Source organism: Pseudomonas indica NBRC 103045, from assembly GCF_002091635.1.
GTDB classification, from domain to species: Bacteria; Pseudomonadota; Gammaproteobacteria; order Pseudomonadales; family Pseudomonadaceae; genus Pseudomonas_M; species Pseudomonas_M indica.
The window spans coordinates 75,306-88,117 of the sequence record NZ_BDAC01000008.1 but is presented as its reverse complement, the minus strand read 5'-3'; the positions used below and the strand labels follow the sequence as shown (position 1 = coordinate 88,117).

Annotated in this window: 10 protein-coding genes; 3 read left to right on the top strand and 7 right to left on the bottom strand. The window is 64.3% G+C overall.

Annotated elements, in window-relative coordinates:
- The first annotated feature begins 142 nt into the window (after positions 1 to 142).
- Positions 143 to 1,963, top strand: a complete 1,821-nt coding sequence (gene typA / locus PIN01S_RS11700) for a translational GTPase TypA (protein ID WP_084335847.1) — start codon at positions 143 to 145, stop codon at positions 1,961 to 1,963.
- Positions 1,964 to 2,079: 116 nt separating this feature from the next.
- Here typA and PIN01S_RS11695 read toward each other — a convergent pair whose 3' ends face one another.
- The 3 genes from PIN01S_RS11695 to PIN01S_RS11685 form a co-directional block, all read right to left on the bottom strand.
- Complete coding sequence (locus PIN01S_RS11695) at positions 2,080 to 2,955, bottom strand: hypothetical protein (protein ID WP_139198599.1); 876 nt, start codon at positions 2,953 to 2,955, stop codon at positions 2,080 to 2,082.
- Positions 2,955 to 3,662, bottom strand: a complete 708-nt coding sequence (locus PIN01S_RS11690; RefSeq protein WP_139198598.1) for a hypothetical protein — start codon at positions 3,660 to 3,662, stop codon at positions 2,955 to 2,957. Before PIN01S_RS11690 ends, PIN01S_RS11695 begins: the two co-directional genes overlap by 1 nt.
- Before the next feature lie 283 nt (positions 3,663 to 3,945).
- A complete protein-coding gene (locus PIN01S_RS11685; protein WP_169715825.1) occupies positions 3,946 to 5,310 on the bottom strand; it encodes a CSLREA domain-containing protein in 1,365 nt (454 codons plus the stop codon).
- 284 nt (positions 5,311 to 5,594) lie between these two features.
- Here PIN01S_RS11685 and PIN01S_RS11680 point away from each other — a divergent pair, with 284 nt between their 5' ends.
- Complete coding sequence (locus PIN01S_RS11680; RefSeq protein WP_084335843.1) at positions 5,595 to 6,542, top strand: DUF808 domain-containing protein; 948 nt, start codon at positions 5,595 to 5,597, stop codon at positions 6,540 to 6,542.
- On the opposite strand, the gene PIN01S_RS11675 is transcribed toward PIN01S_RS11680, so the two are convergent.
- From PIN01S_RS11675 to PIN01S_RS11660, 4 genes are all read right to left on the bottom strand, one after another.
- Positions 6,539 to 7,291 carry a substrate-binding periplasmic protein gene (locus tag PIN01S_RS11675; RefSeq protein WP_084335842.1) on the bottom strand — a complete coding sequence of 251 codons (753 nt, stop codon included), beginning with the start codon at positions 7,289 to 7,291 and terminating at the stop codon, positions 6,539 to 6,541. The two genes, PIN01S_RS11680 and PIN01S_RS11675, sit on opposite strands and share 4 nt — an antisense overlap.
- A gap of 101 nt (positions 7,292 to 7,392) precedes the next feature.
- A complete protein-coding gene (locus PIN01S_RS11670) occupies positions 7,393 to 8,448 on the bottom strand; it encodes a serine hydrolase (RefSeq protein WP_084335841.1) in 1,056 nt (351 codons plus the stop codon).
- Positions 8,445 to 9,551: a serine hydrolase gene (locus PIN01S_RS11665; protein ID WP_084335840.1), complete on the bottom strand. Its 1,107-nt coding sequence runs from the start codon at positions 9,549 to 9,551 to the stop codon at positions 8,445 to 8,447. The genes PIN01S_RS11670 and PIN01S_RS11665 overlap by 4 nt, the downstream gene beginning before the upstream one ends.
- Before the next feature lie 146 nt (positions 9,552 to 9,697).
- On the bottom strand, positions 9,698 to 10,099 hold the full coding sequence (locus PIN01S_RS11660) for a YkgJ family cysteine cluster protein (RefSeq protein ID WP_084335839.1): 402 nt from the start codon (positions 10,097 to 10,099) through the stop codon (positions 9,698 to 9,700).
- 186 nt (positions 10,100 to 10,285) lie between these two features.
- Here PIN01S_RS11660 and PIN01S_RS11655 point away from each other — a divergent pair, with 186 nt between their 5' ends.
- The gene (locus PIN01S_RS11655; protein ID WP_084335838.1) at positions 10,286 to 12,736 is read left to right on the top strand and encodes a glycogen/starch/alpha-glucan phosphorylase; all 2,451 of its coding nucleotides are present in this window, start codon (positions 10,286 to 10,288) and stop codon (positions 12,734 to 12,736) included.
- Positions 12,737 to 12,812 lie beyond the last annotated feature (76 nt).

Sequence of the window (12,812 nt, the reverse complement as noted above, 5' to 3'; positions counted from 1 at the left end):
GCGCGCGGCGCCGCCGGCATCCTCCCGACCGGCTTTTCAGGGCTTTTACTTGCAGCGTGCGGCTTGAAGCTTGCCTGCTGCCTTTAATGCTTTTACGTGCAGCTGCGGCTTGAAGCTTGCCGCTCTCTTCTAGGAAAAAACCGTGATCGAAAAACTTCGCAACATCGCCATCATCGCCCACGTCGACCATGGCAAGACCACTCTCGTCGACAAGCTGCTCAAGCTGTCCGGCACCCTTGACCGCAAGGAAGCCGAAAGCGAGCGCGTGATGGACTCCAACGACCAGGAAAAGGAACGCGGCATCACCATCCTGGCGAAGAACACCGCCATCAAGTGGAACGGCTACAACATCAACATCGTCGACACCCCCGGCCACGCCGACTTCGGTGGCGAGGTGGAGCGCGTGATGTCGATGGTCGACTCCGTGCTGCTGGTGGTCGACGCCCAGGACGGCCCCATGCCGCAGACCCGTTTCGTGACCCAGAAGGCGTTCAAGGCCGGCCTGCGTCCGATCGTGGTGGTGAACAAGATCGACCGTCCCGGTGCGCGTCCGGACTGGGTCATCGACCAGATCTTCGACCTGTTCGACAACCTCGGCGCCACCGATGAGCAGCTCGACTTCCCGATCGTCTACGCCAGCGCCCTGAACGGCATCGCCGGCCTCGACCACGAGAAGATGGACGACAACATGGACGCCCTGTTCCAAGCCATCATCGACCACGTACCGGCCCCGGTGGTGGACCTCGAGGGCTCGTTCCAGATGCAGATTTCCCAGCTGGACTACAACAGTTTCCTCGGCGTGATCGGCATCGGCCGCATCACCCGCGGCCGGGTCAAGGCCAACACCCCGGTGGTCGCCGTCGATGCCAAGGGCAACAAGCGCAACGGCCGCATCCTGAAGATCATGGGCCACCATGGCCTGCAGCGCGTCGAAGTGCCGGAAGCCGAAGCGGGCGACATCGTCTGCGTCAGCGGCATGGACGAGCTGTACATCTCCGACACCCTGTGCGACCCGCAGAACGTCGAGGCGCTGCCGCCGCTGACCGTCGACCAACCGACCGTGAGCATGACCTTCCAGGTCAACGACTCGCCGTTCGCCGGCAAGGAAGGCAAGTTCGTCACCAGCCGCAACATCAAGGATCGCCTGGAGAAGGAACTGCTGCACAACGTGGCCCTGCGCGTCGAGCAAGGCGACAGCCCGGAGAAGTTCAAGGTCTCCGGCCGCGGCGAACTGCACCTCTCCGTGCTGATCGAAACCATGCGCCGCGAAGGCTTCGAGCTGGCCGTGGGCCGTCCTGAAGTGGTGATCATCGAGAACGAGGCCGGCGAAAAGCAGGAGCCCTACGAGAACGTCACCATCGACATCGAAGAGCAGCACCAGGGCCCGGTGATGGAGCAGATGGGCCTGCGCAAGGGTGACATGACCAACATGATCCCCGACGGCAAGGGCCGTATCCGCCTGGAGTACATCATTCCGGCGCGCGGCCTGATCGGCTTCCGTAACGCCTTCCTGACCATGACCTCGGGCACCGGCATCCTCACCAGCACCTTCAGCCACTACGGCCCGATCAAGGCCGGCGAAGTGGCCCACCGCCAGAACGGTGTGCTGGTGTCCATGGCCACCGGTACCGCGCTGACCTACTCGCTGGAAACCCTGCAGGACCGCGGCAAGCTGTTCCTCTCCCCCGGCGACGAAATCTACGAAGGCCAGCTGGCCGGCATCCACAGCCGCGACAACGACCTGGTGATCAACCCGACCAAGGCCAAGAAGCTCGACAACATGCGTGCTTCCGGCAAGGACGAGACCATCCAGCTGACCCCGGCGCTGAAATTCACCCTGGAACAGGCTCTGGAATTCATCGACGAGGACGAGCTGGTGGAAGTGACGCCGAAGTCCATCCGCCTGCGCAAGAAACTGCTCAACGAGAACGACCGCAAGCGCTACGAGCGCAGCAAGGTCTGATCGCCGCAGCGATGAAAAAAGCCCCCGTCGGAGCAATCCGGCGGGGGCTTTTCAATATCTTGGTTCCGGCGAGCCGACGATGCTCGCGTGCAGTGAACCATCAGTCCAAGTTGACCTCACGGCTCCGTTTGCAACGGAATGGACTTCAGCCATCCATGCAGATCCATAAAAACCACGCGCTGGCCCTGTTCATCGACAATGCGTCCCCGCTCGATGATGCGGCTGTCACCGACGGTATAGCGCAACGTGGTTTCCCGGTTATGCAACGATGCGAAATGGCGAGTATCGAGATCTAGCGCCAGCACGCGGAGCATTTCTTCAATGTTCGCCTGCATGGCTTTTTTGTATGCCTCGCCATCGTTTTCGATCCAATGCTGCATGTCATTCGTGTCGGCCGGGTTGCTCAGGACCTCAATTCGTCCTTGATACAGCGGTTGATGGCCGAATGTCACCCGGACTTCCGTTATCAGTCGGGCGCTCTTCACGTCCCGGCTCAGTTGGGATTGAGGGGTGAAAAGCAGGACATAGGGACTGTTTTCCGTTCCTGGGGGACGGGCCAGGTCGCCGGCGTTCAGTTTGTCGCTCAGGGTCTGCACAAACCAGTCACTCAATGCCTGTTCGGTGGTGGCTTGGCGAAGAGGCGCGACCAGATGATCGTTGGATTTCCTGGCCCGCTCCTGCAATCGGGCCTCCTGATATTGATTGATCAACAGCGTGCCCAGAACCAACCCGACGGCCGAAGCGCCTCCACCGGGTGAGTTCTGGGCGGCGGTTTGCATTGACTGTGCGGCCAACTGGCCGTTGGCGATCATGCCGCTGGCGTCGCGAACCGGTTCGCCCTGGGTCAGCAGATGATCGGTCGTTTGCACGTCGATGGCGTACCCACTTTTGCGAAGCTGCTGCGCGATGTCGTCCTCGACATGCGGACGCAGGGCGGGCGTTCCGCTGCACCCGACCAGCAACAGGAGGCAGAAAGGCGAAAAAAGCCTCATTACTGGGCTGAAAGCAGCGGTGCACGGAACGGGGCGATGACATCCTGCTCCGTGGCATCGAGGGCCTGGTAGAAAGCATTCGTCAGGTTGGGATACTCGGGTTTTTCATCCCAGTCGCCCTCTGCCGAACGATTTTGGGTGTTGGGTTGGTAATAGAGAAGGCGGTTGTCGTCGAGATCGATGACCTGAGTCAGCGTATTGATCTGGGCGACCGGCTTGCTGGTAGGGATCATGCCGTAGTAGGTACGGAACGTGCCGGCATTCACCAAGGCGATTACGACCAGCTTGTCGATCTGATGCTCTTGCTTGAGAGGGGTGAAATCCCGCTTTGCGTATCCGAGTTTGCTTTTGGTTTCTTGATGCTCGGCGAGAGCGATCGGTGCCTCCAGCAGCTTGGTCTTGTAGCCACGTGCGCTGATTTCTTCAGCCACCTGCTTGGGAACCTCGCTGAAGCTGCTGACTTCCCAGGTTTCCACCTTGCTGCGCAGTGCTGCGGCAAGCCCGCTGTTCACCGCGTAATCGAGAAGCCCTTGTTGCCCTGCAAGAACCACGGCGGGCTTGGGAACGTCGACAAGGGCAATGCCGATGACCTCTTGTTTTTCGCTCCAGAGCGCATCGTCCATCGGTACCGGTTGTTGAACTGCGGTACAGCCGCCGAGCCATGAGAAGACGAAGGCAAGTATTAAAGAGAAGCGTAGAGCTTTCATTGATCAAGTCCTTATGAAAGGGGGAGGGCGGAGAATAGTGTCGTGTTGCCATCATGCCAAGTCGGAATCGTAATGACGTAGAGATACGCCACAGTTTTTTGTCTTGTCGTTTTTTCTTTTGGCGGGGGCGACGAAGGAGATGGCTGATCGAGTCGGTGCAGCCTCGTCAGCGAAGGACGGCAAGATGGTGCTGCGTCTTGCCGTTAGAAAGGTTCAGGCAGATATAGGGCGAGCGAAAGGGATGTCGTAGCGGCCCGGGGTATCCGCGCCGCTACGAGCGGGCTTAGAGGGCCTCTTTCTCGTAAGACCCCAAGTCGCACACCGCCACGCCATCGCCGTTGCCATCCTGTGGGCGGGCGACCTTGCGTTGGTCGGTCTGCGGGCAGGTGCCGATGGCGGCGTCGATGGCCGGGCTGTTTTCCGGCAGCGGGTGCAGGGCGGGAGCGCCGGGGAGGGTGGCGAGGGGTTCCAGGACTTGGGTGAACGTCAGGCTGTCGTCGATCGGCAGGTCGGCGACGCAGCCCTGGTTGTCCATGCCGAGCATCAGGCCGCGGGCCTGCAGGCTGGCACCTTCGCCGTTGCGGCAGTTGGCCGGGCGGTTGGGGCCTTCGTCGGGGATGAGGTAGTTGCCGGCGACGATGCTGTTGCGCATGGTCAGCTTGCCCAGGTTGAGCAGGGCGGCGCCGCCGGTGTTGTCGGCGATGGTGACGTTGATCAGCAGAGCTTCGGTGTTGGCATTGTTGCGGCTGCCCCATTGGCCATTGGAGAAGGCGCCGGTGCCATAGTAGCCGCGGTTGCCGCTGAGAGTGCTGTTGGTCATCTTGAGCAGCCCGCCCTCGGCATTGAGGATGGCCGAGCCGTTGCCGTACTCGCCGCCCTTGTTGACGGTAAAGGCGCTGCGGGCGATATCGGCCAGCCCTTCGTTATAGATGGCGGCGCCGCGTCCCGTATCGACGGCGTCATAGCTGATATTGCCGGTGAAGGTGCTGTTGCGCACTTCCAGCCAGCCCTGCGCGGCGTTGAAGATCGCGCCGCCTTCGCCCGAGCCGGGATCGGCGTAGGTTTCGTTGTCGATGAAGCGGGAGGAGGCGATGTTCAGCCGTCCGAAGTTGGCGATGGCGCCGCCGGCGCCGATCTCGGCAATCGCTGCGTTGCGCTCCATCACGACCTGGTGCAGGTTGGTCTCGCCCCGGTTGCGCAGCGCGCCGCCGAAACCGGAGGTGAGTCCGTTGCGCAGGGTGAGGCGTTCCAGGTTGAGTTGGGTGGCCGCCTGGGCATCGAACAGGCGGTCGTTGCGCAGGCCGTCGATGACGGTGCGGCCAGGGCTGGCGCCGACGATGGTGAGGTCGCTGAACATCACGTCGAGGTCGCCGTTCAGGTTGCCGTTCTCCTGCAGGATGCGGGCGCCGTCGCGGGCTGGCGCCAGGCTCAGGCTGTAGGTGCCGGCCTGAAGGATGATGCGGTCGGGCTCGAAGGTCATGTTGGCCTGGTGCACGGCTTCGCGCAGGGAGCAATCGGCATCGCAGACGCCGTCGTGGCTATCGGTGAACTTGGTGACCACCAGGTCGGCGGCGCCGGCCTGGCTGGCCAGGAGGGCGAGCAGGAAGCCGGCGTGGGCCGGCCGAAAGGTAGGCAGGGCAGTAGGCATTGGCTGTATCTCCATATGGTGCGGATGAACGCACGGATACAGCCTGGCTTCCGTGTCGGCTCGCTGGTGAGCTTCGTTTATGACCCTCCGGCTCGTGGGCGGTGCTTGCCGTTCGTCGGCTGGCGGAGGGGCGTGATCGACTGCACGGTTCGTGCGGCACATCGCCTGCCTTCTCTCGCCGAACCGCCGCGTCGCCTGCGGGTCTCTCGCTAGACTGGGCTGCTCTGCGGCATCGTCCGCACTATTATGTCGCCCTCGTTTTCCATCCTTTCAAGGAGCAACCCGTGGCCGGAGCCAGCCTGTTAACCCTGATCGACGATATCGCCAGCGTTCTCGACGATGTGGCCGTGATGACCAAGGTCGCGGCGAAGAAAACCGCCGGCGTGCTGGGCGATGACCTGGCGCTGAACGCGCAACAGGTGTCGGGTGTGAATGCCGACCGCGAGTTGCCGGTGGTCTGGGCGGTGGCCAAGGGATCGATGCTGAACAAGGCGATCCTGGTGCCGGCGGCGCTGCTGATCAGTGCCTTCATTCCCTGGGCGGTGACGCCCTTGCTGATGGTCGGCGGTGCCTTCCTCTGTTTCGAGGGCTTCGAGAAGTTGGCGCACAAGCTGCTGCACAGCAAAGCGGAAGACAGCAGCGAACATGCGCAACGGGCGGAAGCCATCGCCAATCCCGCAGTGGACATGGTGGCGTTCGAACGGGACAAGGTGAAAGGCGCGATCCGCACCGATTTCGTGCTGTCGGCGGAAATCATCGCCATCACCCTGGGGACTGTCGCCACGGCGACGTTCGCCTCGCAGGTGGCGGTGCTCTGCGGTATCGCGGTGATCATGACGGTGGGGGTCTACGGCCTGGTGGCCGGCATCGTCAAGCTGGACGACGGCGGGCTTTACCTCAGCCGCCTGGGCAGCCCGCTGGCGCGCAGCCTCGGACGCGGCATCCTGCGCGCCGCGCCGTTCCTGATGAAGGGGCTGTCGATCGTGGGGACCGCGGCGATGTTCATGGTGGGTGGTGGCATTCTCACCCACGGCATTCCGCTGGCGAACCAGGCGATCCATGACCTTGCCCACGCCGCCGGTGGCGTGGCGGGGATCGGTGGCCTGCTGGAGGCGCTGGCGCCGACGCTGCTGAACCTGCTGTTCGGCATCCTGGCCGGTGCCGTGGTGCTGGCGGTGGTCGGGCCGTTGCAGCGGCTATATCGGAAGCTGGCTCACCAGCAGCCTGGCTAGCGATCCGTATAGCGCTCGATGATGCGCTGAATGTCGCCGTTCTCGTAACCGCGACGGATGACCTCGTTGAAGGCGCGCAATGTCGCGCCACGGTGCAGGCTCTTGTGAAAGGCGAGGTAATTGGGATCGCGCAGCAGGGGAACGGGCAGCACCTCGAACTCATCGGCCCGTGACGCCAGTTCGGCGTCCTGTTGCAGAGCACGAAGCAGGCCGGCGCGGCCGGGGTTGATCAGGGCCGCGTCGATGCGCCCGGCGAGCAGCTTTCTCAGGCGCATCGTCGGGCCGTTGTCCTCCACCACCACCAGGCTGCCTTCCCGTTTCGCCCGTTCGAAGGCTTCGCCGAACGAGCCTCCCAGGCCGATGCCGACCCGGCGTCCGCGCAGGTCCTCGATGTGCTCGAACGGAAAGGCCTGGCCCCGGCGCACCACCACAATGACCTCGTCATAGAACACCGGCTCGGAGTAATCGAAGATGCCCAGCCGTTCCTCGGTCATCGACAGGCCGATGATGCCTGCCCGCGCGTGCTCGGCCATGTTGTAGGCCCGTGCCCAGGGGTAGAGCTGGAGGTCGAAGCGCTCGTCTTCCAGCACCTCGTCGGCATAGCGCACGATATCCGCGAGGATGCCCAGGGTCTGCCCCTTCTCACTGTAGATCTTTGGCGGCGAGTAGGCATTGCCCACCAGCGGTGTCTCCTCGGCCGTGGCGTACAGAGAGAGGAGCAAAAGCAGGCAAGGTACAAGGTGGCGCATCCCGATATCCCGTCAGGCGGGGCCTTTCGGCCCGATCGTCAGCAACCATAGCAAGCCGGATAGGGCTCTGCCGCCGCTCCGTTCGGGTTTTGTGCCCCTCGTCAACGGAGCAACGTGTCGGAGACCAGACTGCCGAGCATTTCGAGCGTCTGCGCGGCCTGTTCCTGCCCGGCGTCTTCGACGCAGGCGGCGATCACGATGGCCTGTTCGCTCTTCGGGTCGATAATGCCCATGTGGCAGGCCCGTTCGAACTGGGTCCCGGTCTTCTGGGCGAACGGGACGTCCTTGCCGAGCCCGGCTTCGAGGCGGTAGGCGTGGTACTCGTCGAGCCCCATCAGGTCGAGCAGGAGGTCGGTGTTCGCTCGGGACAGCAATCGCCCGCGCGCCAGCTTTTCCAACATGCCGCCGTAGGCTCGCAGGGTAGCGGCGTTGAGACGGCGCGCATAGTAGCGCTGGTAGGCCTGTTCCAGGCTGTCCGCGCGTAGCTCGGAGGGATCGACGTCGAGTGTCCTGGCCAGGGCTCGCACCCGCTCCCGGCCCAGCGGGGCCGATGCCAACTGGATGACGTCGCGGTTGCTCAGGTTCGCCGCGTCGGGATGCAGCTCGCGGTACAGCTCGTGGCGCACCCGCAGCAACGAGGTGATGCGGCCGAAGCCCTGGTCGGCCATGCTCGACGCGATTCGCCGGTTCAGTTCGTCTTCGCCGACGCGGTTAATCAGCATGTCGGCGGCGGTGCTGTCGCTGCGCTGCAGCATTTCTTCCAGCAGGGTCTTCAGATCGTATTCGCTGCCGGAGTCCTGCCAGGCCAGGCCACCGGAGCCGTCCACCTTGTCCTCGTTGCGCAGGGCGAGCCGCTGGTCGAGCGGCCATACGCCTTCGTCGACGCGTTGCAGGGTGGCGATGGCCACCGGCACCTTCACCGCCGAGGCCAGGTACCAGTGGCGTCCGGCCTGGTAGTCGAGTTCGCCGCCGTCGCCCAGGTGCTTGATGTACACCCCGAGATCACCGGGTGTGCGCTGATCCAGCCGGAGGATTTTTCCTTGCAGCTGCGCGACCCAGGGTGGTTCCGGCTCGCTGCGCAGTGCAGCCCAGACCAGCGCCCCACAGAGCAGGGCAATCACCGGCAGGGCGGCGATCAGCAACGACCGCTTCCTCATCGCCGCACCTCCAGTTCTTCCGGCGCCGGAAGCAGTGCACCGGATTGCCAGACGGCCTGTCCTACCAGGCGCAGCGCGGTTTCCGAGCGAGCCAGCGACGAGTCGCCACGGGTGCAGGCGGCGACGATCAGGCGCTTGTCGCCGTCCGTCCCGGCGGTACGGACGATGCCGAGGTCGCAGAAGCGGGCACGCTGGGTGCCGGTCTTGTGGAGGAACGCCGCAACGGTCGGCAGGCCGGCCTTGATTCGCTTGCGTCCGGTGGCGACGCGCTCCATCAGCCCCATCAGGTGGGCGCTGCCCTCGGCGCCCAGGGCCTTGCCGTTGGCCAGGGCTTCCAGCAGCTCGCCGTAGGCGCTGAGCCGGGCGGAGTTGAGCTGGGTGGCGTAATAGGCTTCGAAGGCTTCGCCCAGGCTGAGGGGGCGCAACTCGGTGGGGGCGACGCCGAGCAGTCGGGCGAGGGTGGCGCGCCGGGCCGCGTCGCTGCGTTGTTGCTTCAATTGCAGGAAATCCCGGCCGCTCAGGCGGAACGCGGCCGGATGCAACTGGCTGTAGGCATGCCGGCGGACGTCGGCCAGCGGGGTGATCGGCTGGAAACCACCTGGCGCCAGTTCCTCGACGACCCGGTTGACCGCCTCGATGCCGACCAGCCGGATCAGGCGGTCGGAGGCACTGTTGTCGCTGTGGATCACCATCTGTTCGAGGAGGAAGCGCACGCCGAGCCGTGCGCCCGGCGGATGGCGATTGGTCTCGCCGGCGCCATCGACATAGTCGTAGGCCTCCAGGCGCAGGCGATCGTCGAGCGTGAACTCGCCGCGCTCCACGCCACGCAGGACGGCGATGGCCACCGGCACCTTGATTCCGGAAGCCAGGTACCAGGTTTCCTCGCCACGAAAGGAGATCGACAGGCCGCTATCCAGGTCCTTGGCGAAGACGCCGATTTCGCCGGGGTAGTCGGTGTCGATCCGGCTCAACTCCTCGAGCAACCGCTCGGGCCAGCCGAGGCCGGCGTCTTGCGGGGTCGCCGCAGTGGCCAGCGCGCAGAGCAGGAGGAGCCCCGGAAGCGGGAGGAAACGCGCGGAAGTCGGCAACGGTGATCGAGGCATGGCGAAAGGAGCGTGCTGGCGCGGGACGATACAGTTCTAGACGCGGCCGGGCGGGGGTTGTTCCAGTTGCCTTGGGGATGGCTATGAGCCAATCGCGAGTGAAGCCTATGGTGTAGGGGCGAATTCATTCGCCCGACCCAGGCCCGTCAGCCCTGGTTTTTCGGCCGATACGCGCAATAGCCCGGACGCGGGCCTATTCTGGGATGGTTGCGGCAGGTATCCGGGCGCTTTGCGTAGATGGTGCAGAGCCGTGTCTTCCGGTCCAGGTAGAGGCAGTCGCCGTTCGCCAGGCGGGTGAGGGTGAACACTTCCTGCTTGTGGTTGAAGTGTTCGACGATGCCGTCCTTCATCAATCGCTTGGCGATCTGCTTGGCCGGTTCGCCGCGCTCGAATTCGTCGACCAGGCCGATGCGGATCAGGTCGCCGATGCGCACTTCCACCGGTAGGGTGCAGCAGCTCGCCATGCAGTCGCGGCACAGGCTGTCCTTGTATTTCACCCAGGTTTCCAGGCGGTCGATGTCGGCGGCGGCGATGACGGGCTTTTTCATGCTCGGGGTCTGCGAAGGGGCGCATGGCGGGCGCGGATGATAACGGCCGCCGCGGGTTTTGCCAGCCTTGTCCGCCGGCCGGCGCGCCCGACCGAGTTTTTTCCGAACCCTGGGTTCCTGCCGGGGGTCACACGCTGAGATCGGATCAATGTCAGCCGTACAGTCAACGCCTGTGAGGACGCAGCAATGCCCAAGGAGCCTCTCGTTTCCGCCGATGAAGTCGCCGCTTTCCGTGCCAATGTTCTTTCCAAACTGACTTACTCGGTGGGCAAGGACCCCGAGCATGCCTTCGATCACGACTGGTTCGAGGCCATTGCCTTGGCCACCCGCGATCACATGGTCGATCACTGGATGGACCACACCCGGCAGATTTATCGCAAGGGACAGAAACGGGTCTATTACCTCTCCCTGGAGTTCCTCATCGGCCGCCTGCTACTGGATAACCTGAGCAACCTCGGCCTGCTCGAAGTGGCGCGCCAGGCGCTGAGCGAGCTGGATGTCGATATCGAGCGCATCCGTACTCTCGAGCCGGACGCCGCGCTCGGCAACGGCGGCCTCGGCCGGCTTGCCGCCTGCTTCATGGAAAGCATGGCCACTCTCGGCGTGGCCGCCCACGGCTACGGCATCCGCTACGAGCACGGTCTGTTCCGCCAGGCGATCATCGACGGCTGGCAGCACGAGCAGACCGAAACCTGGCTGGATTTCGGCAACCCCTGGGAGTTCGAGCGCCCCGAAGTGAGCTACCTGGTCGGCTTCGGGGGTAGCGTGGTGCCGGTGGTGGACGAGAACGGCACCTTGCGCCAGGTCTGGCACCCGGCCGAAGCGGTCCGCTCGATCGCCTACGACACACCCATCGTCGGCTGGCGCGGCGCCAGCGTGAACACCCTGCGTCTGTGGCGGGCCCGCGCCGAGAGCGAGCTGCACCTGGAGCGCTTCAATGCCGGCGACCACATCGGCGCGGTGGTGGAGGAGGCACGGGCGGAAAGCATTTCGCGGGTGCTCTACCCCGCGGACAGCACCGAGGCCGGCCAGGAGCTGCGCCTGCGCCAGGAATACTTCTTCGTCTCCGCCTCGCTGCAGGACTTGCTGCGCCGTCATCTCAAACAGCGCGGCACCTTCCTCAACCTGCCCGAGTACGCCGCCATCCAGCTCAACGACACCCACCCGGCCATCGCCGTGGCGGAGCTGATGCGCCTGCTGGTGGACGAACACCTGCTGCCCTGGGAACAGGCCTGGGAGCTGACCGTCGGCACGCTCTCCTACACCAACCACACCCTGCTACCGGAGGCCCTGGAAACCTGGCCGGTGAGCCTGATGGAGCGGCTGTTGCCGCGGCACATGCAGATCATCTACCTGATCAACGCCTACCACATCGACCAGTTGCGCGAGCAGGGGCTGCACGATTTCGACCTGCTGCGCGCCGTCTCGCTGATCGAGGAAGAACATGGCCGGCGGGTGCGCATGGGCAATCTGGCGTTCCTCGGCTCGCACAGCGTCAATGGCGTATCGGCCCTGCATACCGATCTGATGCGCAGCACGGTGTTCGCCGAGCTGCACCGCCTCTATCCGCAGCGGATCAACAACAAGACCAACGGCATCACCTTCCGTCGCTGGCTGTACCAGGCCAACCCCGGGCTGACCGAGCTGCTGGTGGAGTCGGTGGGAGAGCAGTTGCTGGACGATCCGGAAAATCTCCTGCCGAACCTGGAGCCGTTCGCCGACAAACCGGCCTTCCGCAAGCGCTTCGCCGAGCAGCGCCGGCGCAACAAGGAGGCCCTGGCCAACCTGGTGTACGAGCGCCAGGGCATCGTTCTCGATCCCGGTGCGCTGTTCGACGTGCAGGTCAAACGCATCCACGAATACAAGCGGCAACTGCTCAACCTGTTGCACACCGTGGCGCTGTACCAGGCCATCCGCGACGAGCCGAGCATGCCCTGGGTGCCGCGGGTGAAGATTTTCGCCGGCAAGGCGGCGGCCAGCTATCACCAGGCCAAGCTGATCATCAAGCTGGCCAACGACATCGCCCGCGTGGTCAACGGCGACCCGACCGTGCGCGGCATGCTCAAGGTGGTATTCCTGCCCAATTACAACGTCAGTCTGGCGGAGAGCATCATCCCGGCGGCGGACCTGTCCGAGCAGATTTCCACCGCCGGCATGGAGGCCTCGGGCACCAGCAACATGAAGTTCGCCCTCAATGGCGCCCTGACCATCGGCACCCTGGACGGCGCGAATGTGGAGATGTGCGAGCGGATCGGCCAGGAACACATGTTCATCTTCGGCCTGCGCGCCCAGGAGGTGGAGGCGCGCAAACGGGCTGGCGAGTTCAACGCCGAGGCCATCGTCGCCGCCTCGCCGCGGTTGCACGAGGTGCTGATGGCGATCCGCAGCGGGGTGTTCTCGCCGGACGATCCGGGGCGCTATGTCGGGCTGGTCGATGGCCTGACCTGGCACGACACCTTCATGGTCTGCGCCGATTTCGATGCCTACTGGGAGGCCCAGCGCCAAGTCGAGCTGTGCTGGAACGACCCGAAGCAGTGGTGGCGTTCGTCAGTGCTGAATACCGCGCGGGTCGGCTGGTTCTCCTCCGACCGCACCATCCGCGAATACGCCGGCGAGATCTGGCGAGCGCTAGACTGATCGACCTGGCACCGGAATAAGCCATCAGCGCTTCCGGCGGCCGTGCCCCGGGCCGCTCGGCTATGCTGCGTCTGAT

Excerpts from the sequence above, each read along its gene's own strand:
- PIN01S_RS11695 (WP_139198599.1), bottom strand. The coding sequence starts at position 2,955 with ATGAGGCTTTTTTCGCCTTTCTGCCTCCTGTTGCTGGTCGGGTGCAGC.
- PIN01S_RS11690 (WP_139198598.1), bottom strand. The coding sequence starts at position 3,662 with ATGAAAGCTCTACGCTTCTCTTTAATACTTGCCTTCGTCTTCTCATGG.
- PIN01S_RS11685 (WP_169715825.1), bottom strand. The coding sequence starts at position 5,310 with ATGCCTACTGCCCTGCCTACCTTTCGGCCGGCCCACGCCGGCTTCCTG.
- PIN01S_RS11675 (WP_084335842.1), bottom strand. The coding sequence starts at position 7,291 with ATGCGCCACCTTGTACCTTGCCTGCTTTTGCTCCTCTCTCTGTACGCC.
- PIN01S_RS11670 (WP_084335841.1), bottom strand. The coding sequence starts at position 8,448 with ATGAGGAAGCGGTCGTTGCTGATCGCCGCCCTGCCGGTGATTGCCCTG.
- PIN01S_RS11665 (WP_084335840.1), bottom strand. The coding sequence starts at position 9,551 with ATGCCTCGATCACCGTTGCCGACTTCCGCGCGTTTCCTCCCGCTTCCG.
- PIN01S_RS11660 (WP_084335839.1), bottom strand. The coding sequence starts at position 10,099 with ATGAAAAAGCCCGTCATCGCCGCCGCCGACATCGACCGCCTGGAAACC.
- PIN01S_RS11655 (WP_084335838.1), top strand. The coding sequence starts at position 10,286 with ATGCCCAAGGAGCCTCTCGTTTCCGCCGATGAAGTCGCCGCTTTCCGT.